At 68.7% G+C, this 15,200-nt stretch carries 16 protein-coding genes; 3 read left to right on the top strand and 13 right to left on the bottom strand.

Annotation, left to right across the window (positions count from 1 at the left end):
- Positions 1 to 21 precede the first annotated feature (21 nt).
- Both pyrC and GZH52_RS00685 read right to left on the bottom strand, forming a co-directional pair.
- Positions 22 to 1,053, bottom strand: a complete 1,032-nt coding sequence (pyrC, locus tag GZH52_RS00690) for a dihydroorotase (protein ID WP_163314629.1) — start codon at positions 1,051 to 1,053, stop codon at positions 22 to 24.
- Between the two features lie 41 nt (positions 1,054 to 1,094).
- A complete protein-coding gene (locus tag GZH52_RS00685) occupies positions 1,095 to 1,325 on the bottom strand; it encodes a sulfurtransferase TusA family protein (RefSeq protein WP_163314628.1) in 231 nt (76 codons plus the stop codon).
- A 59-nt stretch (positions 1,326 to 1,384) separates the two neighbouring features.
- Between GZH52_RS00685 and GZH52_RS00680 the strand changes: the two genes are divergently transcribed.
- Genes GZH52_RS00680 through GZH52_RS00670 form a run of 3 tightly spaced genes read left to right on the top strand, consistent with a single transcriptional unit; the run spans position 1,385 to position 3,625 of the window.
- The gene (locus GZH52_RS00680; RefSeq protein WP_163314627.1) at positions 1,385 to 2,164 is read left to right on the top strand and encodes an NRDE family protein; all 780 of its coding nucleotides are present in this window, start codon (positions 1,385 to 1,387) and stop codon (positions 2,162 to 2,164) included.
- Positions 2,157 to 2,669 (top strand): CNP1-like family protein, encoded by a 513-nt coding sequence (locus GZH52_RS00675; protein ID WP_163314626.1) that lies wholly within the window; start codon positions 2,157 to 2,159, stop codon positions 2,667 to 2,669. The genes GZH52_RS00680 and GZH52_RS00675 overlap by 8 nt, the downstream gene beginning before the upstream one ends.
- 35 nt (positions 2,670 to 2,704) lie before the next feature.
- Positions 2,705 to 3,625 carry a DMT family transporter gene (locus GZH52_RS00670; protein WP_239057959.1) on the top strand — a complete coding sequence of 307 codons (921 nt, stop codon included), beginning with the start codon at positions 2,705 to 2,707 and terminating at the stop codon, positions 3,623 to 3,625.
- A 19-nt stretch (positions 3,626 to 3,644) separates the two neighbouring features.
- Here GZH52_RS00670 and GZH52_RS00665 read toward each other — a convergent pair whose 3' ends face one another.
- The 11 genes from GZH52_RS00665 to mraY all read right to left on the bottom strand — a co-directional run bounded on the left by GZH52_RS00665 (position 3,645) and on the right by mraY (position 15,180).
- A complete protein-coding gene (locus GZH52_RS00665) occupies positions 3,645 to 3,827 on the bottom strand; it encodes a hypothetical protein (RefSeq protein WP_163314625.1) in 183 nt (60 codons plus the stop codon).
- A complete protein-coding gene (lpxC, locus tag GZH52_RS00660) occupies positions 3,827 to 4,738 on the bottom strand; it encodes a UDP-3-O-acyl-N-acetylglucosamine deacetylase (RefSeq protein ID WP_349290628.1) in 912 nt (303 codons plus the stop codon). The genes GZH52_RS00665 and lpxC overlap by 1 nt, the downstream gene beginning before the upstream one ends.
- Before the next feature lie 101 nt (positions 4,739 to 4,839).
- Entirely contained in the window at positions 4,840 to 6,012 is a 1,173-nt protein-coding gene (gene ftsZ / locus GZH52_RS00655; RefSeq protein WP_163314623.1) for a cell division protein FtsZ, read from the bottom strand.
- Between the two features lie 47 nt (positions 6,013 to 6,059).
- Positions 6,060 to 7,274, bottom strand: a complete 1,215-nt coding sequence (gene ftsA, locus GZH52_RS00650) for a cell division protein FtsA (protein ID WP_203525577.1) — start codon at positions 7,272 to 7,274, stop codon at positions 6,060 to 6,062.
- Between the two features lie 57 nt (positions 7,275 to 7,331).
- Positions 7,332 to 8,048, bottom strand: coding sequence for a cell division protein FtsQ/DivIB (locus GZH52_RS00645; protein WP_163314622.1), 717 nt, complete (start codon positions 8,046 to 8,048; stop codon positions 7,332 to 7,334).
- Positions 8,038 to 8,949 (bottom strand): D-alanine--D-alanine ligase, encoded by a 912-nt coding sequence (locus GZH52_RS00640; protein ID WP_163314621.1) that lies wholly within the window; start codon positions 8,947 to 8,949, stop codon positions 8,038 to 8,040. Before GZH52_RS00640 ends, GZH52_RS00645 begins: the two co-directional genes overlap by 11 nt.
- Positions 8,950 to 9,044: 95 nt before the next feature.
- Positions 9,045 to 10,439, bottom strand: coding sequence for a UDP-N-acetylmuramate--L-alanine ligase (gene murC / locus GZH52_RS00635; protein ID WP_163314620.1), 1,395 nt, complete (start codon positions 10,437 to 10,439; stop codon positions 9,045 to 9,047).
- Positions 10,440 to 10,458: 19 nt separating this feature from the next.
- Entirely contained in the window at positions 10,459 to 11,529 is a 1,071-nt protein-coding gene (gene murG / locus GZH52_RS00630) for an undecaprenyldiphospho-muramoylpentapeptide beta-N-acetylglucosaminyltransferase (protein WP_203525543.1), read from the bottom strand.
- Positions 11,530 to 11,577: 48 nt separating this feature from the next.
- On the bottom strand, positions 11,578 to 12,735 hold the full coding sequence (gene ftsW, locus GZH52_RS00625) for a putative lipid II flippase FtsW (protein ID WP_163314619.1): 1,158 nt from the start codon (positions 12,733 to 12,735) through the stop codon (positions 11,578 to 11,580).
- The gene (murD, locus tag GZH52_RS00620; RefSeq protein ID WP_163314618.1) at positions 12,732 to 14,090 is read right to left on the bottom strand and encodes a UDP-N-acetylmuramoyl-L-alanine--D-glutamate ligase; all 1,359 of its coding nucleotides are present in this window, start codon (positions 14,088 to 14,090) and stop codon (positions 12,732 to 12,734) included. The genes ftsW and murD overlap by 4 nt, the downstream gene beginning before the upstream one ends.
- Before the next feature lie 4 nt (positions 14,091 to 14,094).
- Positions 14,095 to 15,180, bottom strand: a complete 1,086-nt coding sequence (gene mraY / locus GZH52_RS00615; RefSeq protein WP_163314617.1) for a phospho-N-acetylmuramoyl-pentapeptide-transferase — start codon at positions 15,178 to 15,180, stop codon at positions 14,095 to 14,097.
- Positions 15,181 to 15,200 lie beyond the last annotated feature (20 nt).

Here is a 15,200-nt window from a genome sequence, read left to right as displayed (position 1 = left end):
CACGCCGCCTGCCGTTTTTGCTTACACGAGCTTCCAGCGCACGGTTTCGCCCGCGCGCAGCGGGACGAGCTCGGTGTCGGCGAACGGCAGCACAGGCGCCACCGTCCAATCTTCGCGCACCAGCGTCACCGTGTCCGTATTCGCCGGCAGGCCGTAGAAGGCCGGGCCGTTCAGCGAAGCGAACGCCTCGAGCCTGTCCAGCGCGCCGGCCGCCTCGAATGCCTCGGCGTACAGCTCGATCGCCGCGTGCGCGGTGTACATGCCGGCGCAGCCGCAGGCGGCCTCCTTGGCGTGGCGCGCGTGCGGTGCGCTGTCGGTGCCGAGGAAGAATTTCGGGCTGCCCGAGGTCGCCGCCTTCACCAGCGCCTCGCGGTGCGTCTCGCGCTTGAGCACCGGCAGGCAGAAATGGTGCGGGCGCACGCCGCCGACAAACAGCGCGTTGCGGTTCATCAGCAGGTGGTGCGCGGTGATGGTCGCGCCGACGTTGGCCGGGGCTGCGGCGACGTATTCGGCCGCCTGTCGCGTGGTAATGTGCTCGAATACCACCCTAAGGCCGGGCAGGCGCGCGATCAGCGGTTCGAACACCTGCTCGATGAACACCGCCTCGCGGTCGAAGATGTCGATCGCGGGGTCGGTCACCTCGCCGTGTACCAACAGCGGCAGGCCGACCTCGGCCATCGCTTCCAGCGCCGGCAGCGCCTTGTCGATAGCCGTGACACCGGCGTCCGAGTTGGTCGTCGCGCCGGCCGGGTACAGCTTGACCCCGTGCACGAAACCGCTCGCCTTGGCGCGGCGGATCTCGTCGGCGCTGGTACGGTCGGTCAGGTACAGCGTCATCAGGGGCTCGAACGTCGAACCGGCCGGACGCGCGGCGAGGATGCGCGCGCGGTACGCGGCGGCCAGTTCGACCGTGGTCACCGGCGGCTTCAGGTTCGGCATGATGATGGCGCGGCCCATCTGCCGGCAGGTGTCGGGCAGCACGGCGGCGAGCGCTTCGCCGTCACGCAGGTGCAGGTGCCAGTCGTCGGGGCGGATCAGGGTCAGGGTATGCATGGACTCGGTCTGGGTCGGTGTGAAAGGAGGAAAGCGGTGGCTTACTTGCGGCGCAGCACCATGCGGAACTTGCCCTCGGGGGTCGTCTCGGATACCTCGAGCGCGTTGCCGGTCTGCCTGCAGAACGCCTCGAAGTCGCGCGGCGCGCCCGGGTCGGTGGCGATCACCTCGAGCAGCGTGCCCGATTCCATATCGGCCAGGCCCTTCTTCGCGCGCAGGATGGGCAAGGGACAGTTGAGGCCGGACAGGTCCAGCGTTTTGGCGATCTGCATGGGACACCCGCGTCTATCGGTTACAATGGGCCGTCATTTTACGCCTTATGCGCACGCCCATGTGTGTGATCGCCCTCGCCTACAAGACCCCCCGCCTCGGCCCGCTGGTGCTCGTTGCCAACCGTGACGAACTGCACGCCCGTGCCAGCGCTCCGCTCGCCTGGTGGGACGACGCACCCGACGTGCTCGGCGGGCGCGACCTCGAGGGCGGCGGCAGCTGGCTCGCGATCAGCCGCCACGGCCGCTTCGCCGCGGTCACCAACGTGCGCGAGGGGCAGCGCCAATCCGGCGCGCGCTCGCGCGGCGAGCTGGTACGCCGCTTCGTCGAGGGGCGCGACGACGCGCAGGTCTTCGCACGGCAGCTCAGCGCCGAACATGCCGACTACGCGCCGTTCAACCTGCTGTTCGGCGATATCGGCGACCTCTACCACTTCCACAGCGTGCGCGGCACACTCGCCAGGCTCACCCCCGGCGTGCACACCCTTTCCAACGCGACGCTGGACACGCCGTGGCCCAAATGCCGGCAGCTCGCCGCTCACCTGTCCGCCGCGGCCCGGCCGCCCGCCGCCGCCGAGGCGTTCGAGTGGCTGTCCGACCGCAGCGTGCCGCCGATCGCCGAATTGCCGAATACCGGCGTCGGCCTCGCCCGCGAGAAGCTGCTCGCGCCGGTGCTGATCGCCGGCTACGACTACGGCACCCGCGCGTCGACCCTGCTCAGCGTCGGTGCCGGCGGCCGGGTCGCACTCAGCGAACTTGCCCGCACGCCGGGCGGCGGCCGCGGCCAGCTGCGCGAATTCCGACTCAATCTCGAACCGATCCCGAGGACTTCCAGTGTTTAGAAGACTGCTTCCCAGCCTGCTGGCGCTCGCCTCTGCCGGCGCCTTCGCCGGCGGTGCCGACGCCCACTTCAAGCGCGCGACCGCCAACGCCTTCGACGACGAGACGCCGTGGGCCGAACAGGCAAACGCGCTGCCGGCGTACCCGGCGTCGCCCAACTGGGTCGACTTCACCGCCGGCAACACCGAGCGCAACCGGCTGTCGGTCGACGCCACCGCGCTCGAGATCGGCGCGGACGGCGTGGTGCGCTACACGCTGCGCGTGCTCTCCCCCGGCGGCGTCGCCAATATCAGCCGTGAAGGCATGCGCTGCGCCGACCGCACGCTGCGCAGCTACGCGTTTGGCGATACCATCGGCCAGCGCTGGATCGAATCGGCCAAGCCGGTATGGCGGCCGATCCGCGCCGAAGACGGCGTACGCCAGGCGCTGCGCGAGCGGCTGTGCGACGGCGGCACCCCACGGCGCTCCGTCGAGGCGACCGTCGCCGAGTTCATCAAGCAGGGCTGACCCGCAGATATACTTTTGGCATGAGTCGGGCTAGCATGGACGCTTTGCCCGCGGTCCCGACCATGCCCCCCTCGCTTGCCGGCACCCTCGCCGTCATCCTCGCCGGCGCCTGCTACGGCGCCATCCCGGTGTTTGCCCGCCTCGCGCGCGACGCCGGCGTCGACAGCGCCGGCATGGTCTTCCTGCGCTTCACGCTCGCCGCGCTGATGCTGGTGCTGTGGATGCGCACGACCCGCCTGGCGTGGCCCCGCGGGCGCACCCTGATCGCGCTCGCCGCGATGGGCGCCGTCGGCTACACCGGCATGTCGCTGTGCTTCTTCGGCGCACTCAGAACCGTCCCCGCCGGCACCGTCTCGCTGCTGCTCTACCTGTACCCGGCGCTGGTACTGGCGATCTCGGCGCTCCTGTTCGGCGAAGCGCTGAGCCGCCGCCGCATCGCCGCCTTGCTGTTGTCGCTCGCCGGCCTCGCGGTAACGGTCGGTGCCGGCTACGGCGGCGACGCGATGGGGCTCGCGCTCGGCGTCGGCTCGGCGCTGTTCTATTCGGTGTACGTGGTGGTCGGCGGGCGCTACGCGTGGCGGGTGCACCCGCTGGCGGCGACCACCGTGGTGATGTGTGCCGGCGCCGTGAGCAACGGCGCGCTGCTGCTAGCCTCGGGCTCGCTGACCCTGCCGCAGGGCGCGGCCGGCTGGGCGGGGGTGTTGCTGCTCGCGCTCATCTCCACCGTCGTCGCGACCGCGCTGTTCCTCGCCGGCATGGCGAGGGTCGGCGCCAGCCGCGCGTCGCTGTTGTCGACCAGCGAGCCGCTGTTCACCCTGCTGTTCGCCGCCGCCCTGCTCGGCGAGCCGATGGGCGCCTCGCAACTCATCGGCGGCGCGCTGATCATCGCCGGCGTGCTGTGCGCGGCGGGTGACTCGCGCGCGCGCGCCGAGCCCCGGCCACAGGCCGCCGGCTAAGGCAGGATTCGGGGAGACGTCAGCGCAACAGGCGCAGGGCAAGCCACAGCGCCACCAGCGCGCCGCCGGCCATCAGCGAGCCGCGCCACAGCGCACGGGCGCGCGCGAGGGTCGCCGCGTCGCGGCGGATGGCGTAGCTGACCAGCGCCCAGCAGAACACCAGCATCAAACCGGCGACCCACAGGCGCAAAAGCCACAGCATCAAAGCACCTCGGGCAGGCGGTGGAAGCTGGAGGGGACGTCGAGCGGGTCCTTGAAGCTCACGTACTCCCACGCCGACGGCGTGGCGAGCAGCTTGCGAAGCAGCGCGTTGTTCATCGCGTGGCCGGACTTGTGGCCGGAGAAGGCGGCGATCAGCGGGTGGCCGACGATATAGAGATCGCCGATCGCGTCGAGGATCTTGTGGCGGACGAATTCGTCGGGAAAGCGCAGGCCTTCCGGGTTGAGCACGTACTCGTCGTCGATCACGATCGCGTTGCCGAGGTTGCCGCCCAGCCCCAGCCCCTGGCTCTTCATGTATTCGACTTCGTGCATGAAGCCGAAGGTGCGCGCGCGCGAGATCTCGTCGACGTAGGAGTGGTCGGCGAAGTCTATCTTCACCTTCTGCGGCGCGCGGTTGAACGCGGGGTGGTTGAACTCGATCGACAGCTCGACGGTGAAGCCGTCGTGCGGGTCGAGGCGCACCCATTTGTCGCCTTCGACCACCTCGACCGGCTCCCTGACCCGGATGAAGCGCTTGGGCTTGTCCTGATCTGCGATGCCGGCCGTCTGCAGCAGGTAGATGAAGGGCGCGGCGGACCCGTCCATGATCGGGATTTCCGCCGCGGTCACTTCGATGAGCAGGTTGTCGATGCCCAGCCCGGCGAAGGCGGACATCAGGTGCTCGATCGTCCCGACACGCACGCCGGCGTCGGTCACCAGCGTCGAGGAGAGGCGCGTGTCGTTGACGAGCGAGGGCTCCGCGCGCACGTCGACTGCGGGTTGCAGGTCGGTGCGACGGAAGACGATCCCGCTATCGGCCGGCGCCGGATAAAGGGCAAGCCTTACCCGTTCGCCGGAGTGCAGACCGACGCCGGTGGCGCTGATCGGCTGGCCGAGCGTTCTTTGCAGGATCATCGTTGGCCTCTGCTGGCAGGTTGGGACGGGCGGATTCTAGCACGGCGACCGACGCCGGCTAAATTGAACCTTCCACCCGTTCCTATAGCCTGCCGCTATCAGTCGGCCTGGCGACGCAGGAACGCCGGGATATCGTAGCTCTCGCCGAATTCCGGGTTGGAGAAGTCGCCCGCCACCGGCGTACGGCGGCGGCGGCTGCCGACGCTGGCGAGCGGGTCTTCTTCCTGCTGGAACGCGAAGTCGTCGGTGCCGGTCTTCACGATCTTGATGTATTCCGGGCGCTCCTCGCGCTGTGCCTTCTTCTGGCCGAGGCCGGTCGCGATCAGCGTGACGCGGATCATGTCTTCCGGCATGTCGTCGACTTCGGCGGTACCGAACTTGACCTGTGCGTCCTCGTCGGCGTACTGGCGGACGATGGCCATGATCTCCTTGTACTCGCTCATCTTCAGGCAGCCCGGCGCGGTCGAGATGTTGATCAGCACGCCGCGTGCGCCGTCCAGCGTGATGTTGTCGAGCAGCGGGCTGGCCACCGCCTGTTCGGCGGCGATGCGCGCGCGGTCGAGGCCGGACGCGAACGAGGAACCCATCATCGCCAGGCCCATCTCGCCCATCACGGTGCGCACGTCGGCGAAGTCGACGTTGATGAAGCCCGGGCAGGTGATCACTTCGGCGATGCCGGCGACCGCGCCCTTGAGCACGTCGTCCGCCGCGCGGAACGCCTCGCGCATGGTCACGTCCTCGCCCAGCACTTCCATCAGCTTGTCGTTCGGGATCACGATCAGCGAGTCGACGTGCTTCTTCAGGTCTTCGATGCCCTGCTGCGCGACCTTGATGCGGCGGCCCTCGTGCTCGAACGGACGGGTGACCACGCCCACGGTCAGGATGCCCAGCTCGCGCGCGACTTCGGCGACCACCGGCGCGGCGCCGGTGCCGGTGCCGCCGCCCATGCCGGCAGTGACGAACACCATATTGGCGCCCTTGAGCATCTCGGCGATGCGCTCGCGGTCTTCCAGCGCGGCGCTGCGGCCGACTTCCGGGTTGGCGCCGGCACCCAGGCCCTTGGTCAGGCTCAGGCCCAGCTGCAGCTTCTGCGGCGCGCGGTTGCGCTTGAGCGTCTGCGCGTCGGTATTCGCGCAGATGAACTCGACGCCGTTGACCTTGCCGTCGATCATGTTGTCGATCGCGTTGCAGCCACCGCCGCCGACACCGATCACCTTGATGACAGCGTCGGTCGCCGACTCCTGCATCACTTCAAAAACCATCGAGCTCATATTCCTCTCCTCGTAAAAAATGAGCGTACAAAACCTGCCGGCCCGCCTCAGAAACTGTTGGCGAACCAGGCCCTCATCCTGCCAAACAACTGGCCGACCCCGGCGTTTTCCAGCTTGATCGGGCCGCGCGTGAGCATCGCCTGCTCCTTGCCGTACAACAGCAGGCCGACACCGGTCGAGAAGCGCGGGTTCTTCACCACCTCGGACAGGCCGCCCACGTACTTGGGCACGCCGACGCGCACCGGCATGTGGAACACCTCCTCGGCCAGCTCGACCATGCCCGGCATCAAGCTGGCACCGCCGGTGAGCACGATGCCCGACGAGAGCATGTCCTCGAAGCCCGAACGGCGCAGCTCCTGCTGCACCAGCTGGAACAGCTCCTCGACGCGCGGCTCGATCACCTCGGCCAGCGTCGAGCGCGCCATCTGGCGCGGGCCGCGCTCGCCGACACCCGGCACCTCGATCATCTGCGAGGGGTCGGCCATGCCGACCAGGCAGACGCCGTGGTGGATCTTGATGTCCTCGGCCTCCTTGGTCGGGGTGCGCAGCGCCATCGCAATGTCGTTGGTGATCTGGTCGCCGGCGATCGGGATCACCGCGGTGTGGCGGATCGCACCGTTGCTGTAGACGGCGATGTCGGTGGTGCCGCCGCCGATGTCGATCAGGCACACGCCGAGGTCCTTCTCGTCCTCGGACAGCACGGCGATCGCCGACGCCATCGGCTGCAGCACCAGGTCGGACACCTCCAGCCCGCAGCGGCGCACGCACTTGGCGACGTTCTGCGCGGCGGACACGGCGCCGGTGACGATGTGCACGCGCGCTTCCAAGCGCACGCCGCTCATCCCCAGCGGCTCGCGCACGCCGTCCTGGCCGTCGATGCTGTATTCCTGGGTCAGGATATGCAGCACCTGGTGGTCCGGCGGGATGGTCACCGCGCGCGCGGTCTCGATCACGCGGTCGATGTCCATCTGCGTGACCTCGCGGTCCTTGATCGCGACCATGCCGTGCGAGTTCACGCTCTTGATGTGGCTGCCGGCAATGCCGGTGTACACCTCGTGGATCTTGCAGTCGGCCATCAGCTGGGCCTCTTCCAGCGCACGCTGGATGGCCTGCACGGTGGATTCGATATTGACCACCATGCCCTTTTTCAGCCCTTTGGACGCCGTCTGCCCCATGCCGATGATGTTGAGCCGGCCCTCGTCGAGCACCTCGGCGACGATCGCGACGATCTTCGAGGTGCCGATATCGAGGCCGACCAGCATGGTCTTGCTTTCCTTGGGTTTGCTCACCTGTAAGCTCCAAAAAGACTGCTATCTGTCCTATTGTGCCGGCGGCGCCTTGTAGTCAGGCATCCGCACGGCGTATCCGTTCGGGTAACGCAGATCGACCGTCTCGATCCGGTACGGCAACGCCGAGAGCGTCGTCGTCCAGCTCTTCGCGAAACGCGCGAGCCTCGCGTCCACGTCGCTGCGCCCCAGTTCGAGCTCGACGCCGTTAGACAGGCCGATCCGCCACGCACGCCGCTCGTTCATCCCCACCCGCACCGGCGCGAGGCCCGCCGGCGCGAGGATGGCCTTGAAGCGCGTCAGCGCCCGCGCCATCTCCGCCTCGCTGCCGGCCGGCCCCGACAGCACCGGCAGGCTCTGGTCGCTGGCGGCGTCGAACCATTGTCCCTCGGTCGACACCAGCCCGTTCTCGCCCCAGCGCGCCAGCGCCTTGTGCTCGCTGACCGCGATGTCGAGCTGGTCGGGCCAGCGCCGCCTCACCTGCGCTTCCTTCACCCACGGCAACTTGCCGAAGGCCTGCCGGGTCGCGTCGATGTCCAGCGTAAAGAACGTGCCGCGCAACTCGTGCTCGGCGATGTAGCGCAACTGCACCGGCGTCACCCGTTCCATCCGTCCCTCGATGCTGATCTTCTTCACCGGAAATAGCGGCGAATGGATCAGCCAGAACACGCCGGCCCAGACCAAGAGCAGCGCCGACACCCAGAGCAGCACGCTGGCGACGCCGCCCAGCAGCTTGTGGTTATCCCACATGGACCGACTCGAGGATCTTCACGCACAGATCCTCGTACGACAGCCCCTGCACGCGGGCGGCCATCGGCACCAGGCTGTGGCTGGTCATCCCCGGGTTGGTGTTCGCCTCCAGGAGGTAAATGCCGCCCGCCTCGTCCATCAAAAAGTCGATGCGTGCCCAGCCGCGGCAGCCAAGCACGCGGAACGCCTGCACCGCCAGCGCGCGCGCGCGCGCCTCGGTTGCTTCGTCCAGCCCCGACGGACAACGGTAGACCGTGTCGTCGCGGAAGTACTTGGCGTCGTAGTCGTAATACTCGGTCGCCGGCTCGATCTTGATGGTCGGGTACGCCTCGTCACCGATCACCGCGCAGGTATACTCGCCGCCGCCGATGAACTGCTCGGCCAGCACGATGTTGTCGTAGCGGCTGGCTTCCTCGTAAGCCGCCTTCAGGGCCCCCGCCTCCTTCACCTTGGTGATGCCGATGCTCGACCCCTCGGTCGCCGGCTTCACGAAGATCGGCAGGCCCAGCTTCGCCTCGATCGCGGCAAAGTCGCTGTCCGCGCTCAACAGCTCGAACGCCGGGATCGGCAGGCCGGCCCCTTTCCACAGCAGCTTGGTGCGCCACTTGTCCATGCAGATGGCTGAGGCCATCACGCCGCACCCGGTGTACGGGATGCCCATCGCTTCCAGCGCACCCTGCAGGGTGCCGTCCTCGCCGAACGGGCCGTGCAGGATGTTGAACACCCGCGTGAAGCCCTCGTCCTTCAGCGCCGACAACGGCCGCTCGGCCGGGTCGAACGCGTGCGCGTCAACGCCGCGGCTTTGCAGCGCAGCGAGCACGCCCGCGCCGCTCATCAGCGAAACTTCCCGTTCGGAGGACGAGCCTCCCATCATTACTGCTACCTTGCCAAACTGCTGCATGTCTCTTCCCGAATCATCCGTCTCCCGCCCGGGTGGGCAGGATGTCCTGTGCAGGCGGCCCCCTCAAGGGGCCAGGCTCGCCTGCGTAAGCCTCATTACTGCGCGGCGCGGGCCACCAGCTTGCCCGGCACCTGGCCGATCGACCCCGCGCCCATGGTGACGACCACGTCGCCGTCGCGCGCGAAATCCGCGATGGTCTGCGGCATGTCGGCGATGTCTGCGACGAACAGCGGCTCGACCTTGCCGGACACCCGCACCGCGCGCGCCAGTGCGCGGCCGTCGGCGGCGACGATGGGCGCCTCGCCCGCCGCGTACACTTCGGCCAGCAGCAGGGCGTCGACGCCGGTGAGCACGTGCGCGAAGTCCTCGAACAGGTCGCGGGTGCGCGAGTAGCGGTGCGGCTGGAACGCCAGCACCAGGCGCCGGCCGGGGAAGGCTGCGCGGATCGCCGACAGCGTCGCCGCCATCTCGACCGGATGGTGGCCGTAGTCGTCGATCACCGTGTACTGCCCGCCGCCCGCGGCCGGCAGTTCGCCGTAGCGCTGGAAGCGGCGGCCGACGCCGGCGAACTCGGACAGCCCCTGCTGGATCGCCTCGACCGAAGCGCCGCACTCGAGGCCGATGGTGATCGCGGAGAGCGCGTTGAGCACGTTATGCCGTCCCGGCGTGTTCAGCACCACCGGGAAGGCCGCGCCGCCCTTCACCGACACGTCGAAGCACATGCGGGTGCCGTCGGCGCGCACGTTCAGCGCGCGCACGTCGGCGTCCTCGCTGTCGATGCCGTAGGTGGTCACCGGCCGCGTCACCCGCGGCAGGATCTCGCGCACATGCGCGTCGTCGACGCACAGCACCGCGCGGCCGTAGAACGGCAGCCGCGCCAGGAAGTCGACGAAAGCCTGCTTGAGCTTGTCGAAGCTGTGGTCGTAGGTGTCCATGTGGTCGGCGTCGATGTTGGTCACCACCGCCATCACCGGCGTCAGGTACAGGAAGGACGCGTCCGACTCGTCGGCCTCGGCGACCAGGTACTCGCCGCTGCCCAGGCGCGCGTTGGTGCCGGCTGCGGTCAGCTTGCCGCCGATCACGAAGGTCGGGTCGAGGCCGGCAGCGCCGAGGATGGACGCGGTCAGGCTGGTGGTGGTCGTCTTGCCGTGGGTGCCGGCGATCGCGATGCCCTGCTTGAAGCGCATCAGCTCGGCAAGCATCAGCGCGCGCGGGATCACCGGGATGTGGCGCGCGCGCGCGGCGGCGACTTCCGGGTTGTCCGCCTTGACCGCGGTCGAGGTCACCACCACGTCGGCGCCTTCCATATACGTCGCGTCGTGGCCGAAGAAGATGCGCGCGCCCTGCGCGGTCAGCCGCTTGGTCGCCGCGTTGTCGGCCATGTCGGAGCCCGACACTTGGTAACCCAGGTTGAGCAGCACCTCGGCGATGCCGCACATGCCGACACCACCGATGCCGACGAAATGGATGTGTTTGACCCTGTTCTTCATGAAGCTCTTTCCAGTTTGTTCAGTCGCGGGCGAGTTCCGCGCAGACGTCGGCCACGCGGTGCGCGGCGTCGGCGATCGCCAAGGCGCGCGCGCGTTCGGCCATCTTGAGGCAGTCTTCGCGCGTCAGCGACGCGAAAAGCGCGGCCAGCGCCTCGGCGTTCAGTTCGCCCTGCGGCAGCAGGCGCGCGGCGCCGGCATCCGCCAAAAAGCGCGCGTTCCCCGTCTGGTGGTCGTCGACCGCGTGCGGGTACGGCACCAGCACGCTCGCCGCGCCGGCCGCGGCCAGTTCGGCGATAGTCAGCGCGCCCGCGCGGCACAGCACGAGATCGGCCGCCGCGTACTCGGCGGCCATGTCGTCGATGAAGGCGCGGCAATCGGCCGCGACCCCGGCTTGCGCGTAATTGCCACGCAAGGCGTCGATCTGTTTCACGCCGGCCTGGTGGACCACCTGCGGGCGCTCGTCTTGTGGCAGCCGCGCGAGCGCCGCCGGCACGGTGTCGTTGAACACCTTGGCGCCGAGGGAGCCGCCGACCACCAGCACACGCAAGGGACCGCTGCGGCCGGCGAAGCGTTCGGCCGGCGGCGCCACATGGGCGATCTCGGCGCGCACCGGGTTGCCGACCAGGCCGTCTTTCCCCGCGAACGCGCCGGGGAAGGCGAACAGCGTGCGCGAGGCGACACGCGAGAGCAGGCGGTTGGTCAGCCCGGCGACCGAGTTCTGTTCGTGGATCACCAGAGGCTTCAGGCACAGCCGCGCCATCACCCCGCCGGGGAAGCCGGTGTAGCCGCCGAAGCCGACCGCGACGTCCGGGCGGTGGCGGAACACCACGCGCGCGGCGCCGGCGAAGGCGGACGCCAGCATGAAGGGCAGGCTCAGCCAGCGGCGCAGCCCGTTGCCGCGCATGCCGCGCATCGGGATCGTCTCGATCTCGAAGCCGTGCTGCGGCACCAGCCGCGTCTCCATGCCGCCTTCGGCACCCAGCCAGACCACCTTCCAGCCGCGCGCCTCGAGGTCACGCGCGACGGCCAGCGCCGGGAAGATATGCCCCCCGGTGCCGCCGGCCATCACCATGACTGTCCTTGCTGCCATCCTGTTACCCTTACCCGTTCCTGTCTCGTTACATCATGCGGCGCCCGGCTACACCTTGTAGCCGCGCATCACGCGCCGGTTCTCGTAGTCGACCCGCAACAGCACCGCGAGCGCGACCATATTCATCACCATCGCCGAGCCGCCGAACGACATCAGCGGCAGGGTCAGCCCCTTGGTCGGCAGCAAACCCATGTTCACGCCGATATTGAAGAAGGTCTGGATGCCCAGCCACACGCCGATGCCCTGCGCGACCAGCGACGCGTAGTAGCGCTCCAGCTTCTTCGCTTCCATGCCGATATGGAAGGCGCGGCGCACGATCCAGCCGTACAGGCCGATCAGCACGCAGATGCCGACAAAGCCGAACTCCTCGGCGATCACCGCCATGATGAAGTCGGTGTGCGCCTCCGGCAGGTAGAACAGCTTCTCGACGCTGGCGCCCAGCCCCACGCCGAACCATTCGCCGCGGCCGAACGCGATCAGGCTGTGGCTCAGCTGGTAGCCCTTGCCGTACGGGTCGTCCCACGGGTCGAGGAAGCCGAGCACCCTTTTCAAGCGGTACGGCGAGAGCACGATCATCGACACCACCGCCGCCACCGCCATCGCCGCCATGCCGCCGAAGATGCGCATCGGGATGCCGGCGAGGAACAGGATCGCCATCGAGATCGACATCACCACCATCAGCGCGCCGAAGTCCGGTTCGAGCAGCAGCAGGCCGGACACCGTCAGCATCACCGCCAGCATCGGCAGGAAGCCCTCGCTGATGCTGTGCAGCTTGAGCACCTTGCGCACCGTGTAGTCCGACACGTAGATCACCGCCGCGAGCTTCATCAGCTCGGACGGCTGGAAGTTGATCACCACCAGGTTGATCCAGCGCCGCGAACCGTTGACCACGCGGCCGATGCCGGGGATCAGCACCAGGACGAGCAATATCAGCGCCAGCATGAAGAACTTGCTGGCGTTCTTCTGCCAGAACGCCAGCGGGATCTGGAAGGTGATGAAGCCCGCCGCCAGCGCGACGACGATGAACACCAGGTGGCGCAGCAGATAGAAGGTCTTGCTCTGCGTCGCGGCGTCGGCCTCGGCGTACGTGATCGACGCCGAGTAGACCATCACCACGCTGACCGACAGCAACAGCGCGACCGCCCACAGCAGGGCCTCGTCGAGCGCGGTGATCGGCGCGTAGTCGCGCGCGCTGGCGGCCATCATCCCCGCGTCTCCTGCAGGGCGGCCACGGCGCCGATGAACACTTCGGCGCGGTGCGCGTAGTTGCGGAACATGTCGAGGCTCGCGCAGGCGGGCGACAACAGCACGATGTCCCCCGCCACCGCGCGCAGGGCCGCCTCGCGTGTCGCGTCTTCCAGCGTCGGCGCGTCAACCAGCTCGACGCCGGCGCCGGCGAGCGCCGCACGGATCGCCGGCGCGTCGCGGCCGATCAGCACCACCGCGCGGCAGATGCGCGCAACGGCAGGGGACAACGGCGCGAAATCCTGCCCCTTGCCGTCGCCGCCGGCGATCAGCACCACCGGCTGCGTCATGCCGAGCAGCGCGGCCTCGGTCGCGCCGACGTTGGTACCTTTGGAATCGTCGATATAGGTGACCCCGGCCACCTCGGCGACCTTCTCGACGCGGTGGGCGAGGCCGCGGAAGGTCGTCAGGCCCGAGAGCAGCGCGTCGCGCGGCACGCCCGCCGCTTCGCATAGCGCCAAGGCGGACAGCGCGTTGGCCGCGTTGTGCAGGCCGGTGAGCTGCATGTCGGCGAAGTCGAGTACCGGCTCGCCGCCCGCGCACAGCCAGTGGCGTCCGTCATGCTGCTTGAGCGCGTAGTCGGCGCCTTCGTCCTTCAGCGAGAACCAACGCACCGCCCGCCCCTCGCGGCGCATCGCGCGGCAGAACACGTCGTCGCGGTTGAGCACCTGCACGCCGCGGCCTGCAAACACCGCGGTCTTGCTGTGCGCGTAGTCGAGCAGGTCGTGGTAGCGGTCGAGGTGGTCCTCGGAAATATTGAGCACGGTGGCCGCGTCGGCCGAGAGGCTCAGAGTCGTCTCCAGCTGGAAGCTGGAGAGTTCGAGCACCCAGATGTCCGGCACGCGGCCCTGCCGCTCGGCCAGCGCGTCGAGTACCGGCAGGCCGATATTGCCGGCGACGACGGTGTCGAGGCCGGCGGCCGCGCACAGGTGGCCGACCAGGCTGGTGACCGTGGTCTTGCCGTTGGAGCCGGTGATCGCGACCACCTTCGCGCCGCTACCGGCCACCGCGCGCGCCCACAGTTCGACGTCGCCCACCACCTCGCCGCCGGCCGCCTGGTAGGCGGCGATCGCCGGGTGGCGGCTGGAGACGCCGGGGCTCATCACGATAAGGTCGGCGTCGGCGAAGGTCGCCGCCGAGAAGGCGCCCAGGCGCAGGCCGACGCCGGGCAGCGCCGCTTCCAGCGCGGCGCGCTGCGGCGGCGCCTCGCGGCTGTCGGCGACGGTCACCCGCGCGCCGGCACGCGCGCAATGGCGCGCGGCGGACAGGCCGGAATCCCCCAGGCCGACGACGACGACGTGACGATCGCGCAACATGGGCTTACCTCAGCTTCAGCGTGGAGAGGCCGGCGAGCACCAGCATCATGGTGACGATCCAGAAGCGCACGACCACCTGCGTCTCCTTCCAGCCCTTCAGTTCGTAGTGGTGGTGCAGGGGTGCCATGCGGAACACGCGCTTGCCGGTCAGCTTGAACGACGCGACCTGGATCATCACCGACAGCGCCTCCATCACGAACAGGCCGCCCATGATGAACAGCACCACTTCCTGGCGCACGATCACGGCGACGGCACCGAGCGCGGCGCCCAGCGCCAGCGCGCCGACGTCGCCCATGAATACCTGCGCCGGGTAGGCGTTGAACCACAAAAAGCCCAGGCAGGCGCCGCAGATCGCCGCGCAGAACACCACCACCTCGTGCGCGCCCGGCACGAAGGGCAGGCCTAGGTACTTGGCGAACACCGCGTGGCCGGCGACGTAGCCGAAGATCGCCAGGGCGCCTGCGACCAGCACCACCGGCATAGCGGCGAGTCCGTCCAGGCCGTCGGTCAGGTTGACCGCGTTGCTGGTGCCGACGATCACGAAGTAGGTCAGCACGCAAAAGCCGATCGCGCCCAGCGGGTACGCGACATGCTTGAAGAAGGGGATGATGAAGGTGGTGGTCGCCGGCAGCTGTGCGGTGGTGATCAGGAACACCCCGGCGCCGATGGCGATGGTCGACTGCCACACCATCTTGAAGCGTGCCGACACGCCCTTCGGGTCCTTGTAGACGACCTTGCGCCAGTCGTCGTAGAAGCCGAGCGCGCCGGTGCCGAAGGTCACCGCCAGCAACAGCCACACGTACTTGTTGGACAGGTCGGCCCACAGCAAGGTGGTGATGCCGATCGCAAGCAGGATCAGCGTGCCGCCCATGGTCGGCGTGCCGGACTTGACGAGGTGGGTCTGCGGGCCGTCGGTGCGCACCGCCTGGCCGACCTTGAGCGCGGTCAGCTTGCGGATCACCCACGGGCCGAGGAACAGCGCGATGGCGAGCGAAGTCAGCGCCGCCATCACCGCGCGCAGCGTCACGTAGTTGAAAACATTGAAGGCCCGGACATATCCGCCCAGCCAGTCAGCCAACCATAACAGCACGTTATCCCCTTTTTGTTCGG

The organism is Crenobacter caeni (assembly GCF_010435965.1).
GTDB lineage: Bacteria > Pseudomonadota > Gammaproteobacteria > Burkholderiales > Chromobacteriaceae > Craterilacuibacter > Craterilacuibacter caeni.
The sequence above is the reverse complement of the archived record's forward strand: the minus strand, read 5'-3'. Positions and strand labels throughout refer to the sequence as shown.

What these genes read in the sequence shown, in the direction of transcription:
- murD (WP_163314618.1), bottom strand. Translation starts at nt 14,090, where the DNA reads ATGTTGCGCGATCGTCACGTCGTCGTCGTCGGCCTGGGGGATTCCGGC.
- murC (WP_163314620.1), bottom strand. Translation starts at nt 10,439, where the DNA reads ATGAAGAACAGGGTCAAACACATCCATTTCGTCGGCATCGGTGGTGTC.
- GZH52_RS00680 (WP_163314627.1), top strand. Translation starts at nt 1,385, where the DNA reads ATGTGTGTGATCGCCCTCGCCTACAAGACCCCCCGCCTCGGCCCGCTG.
- ftsW (WP_163314619.1), bottom strand. Translation starts at nt 12,735, where the DNA reads ATGATGGCCGCCAGCGCGCGCGACTACGCGCCGATCACCGCGCTCGAC.
- murG (WP_203525543.1), bottom strand. Translation starts at nt 11,529, where the DNA reads ATGGCAGCAAGGACAGTCATGGTGATGGCCGGCGGCACCGGGGGGCAT.
- GZH52_RS00645 (WP_163314622.1), bottom strand. Translation starts at nt 8,048, where the DNA reads ATGTGGGATAACCACAAGCTGCTGGGCGGCGTCGCCAGCGTGCTGCTC.
- GZH52_RS00670 (WP_239057959.1), top strand. Translation starts at nt 2,705, where the DNA reads ATGGACGCTTTGCCCGCGGTCCCGACCATGCCCCCCTCGCTTGCCGGC.
- GZH52_RS00685 (WP_163314628.1), bottom strand. Translation starts at nt 1,325, where the DNA reads ATGCAGATCGCCAAAACGCTGGACCTGTCCGGCCTCAACTGTCCCTTG.
- ftsA (WP_203525577.1), bottom strand. Translation starts at nt 7,274, where the DNA reads ATGCTGGTCGGCCTCGATATCGGCACCTCGAAGATCGTCGCGATCGTC.
- GZH52_RS00640 (WP_163314621.1), bottom strand. Translation starts at nt 8,949, where the DNA reads ATGCAGCAGTTTGGCAAGGTAGCAGTAATGATGGGAGGCTCGTCCTCC.
- pyrC (WP_163314629.1), bottom strand. Translation starts at nt 1,053, where the DNA reads ATGCATACCCTGACCCTGATCCGCCCCGACGACTGGCACCTGCACCTG.
- GZH52_RS00665 (WP_163314625.1), bottom strand. Translation starts at nt 3,827, where the DNA reads ATGCTGTGGCTTTTGCGCCTGTGGGTCGCCGGTTTGATGCTGGTGTTC.
- ftsZ (WP_163314623.1), bottom strand. Translation starts at nt 6,012, where the DNA reads ATGAGCTCGATGGTTTTTGAAGTGATGCAGGAGTCGGCGACCGACGCT.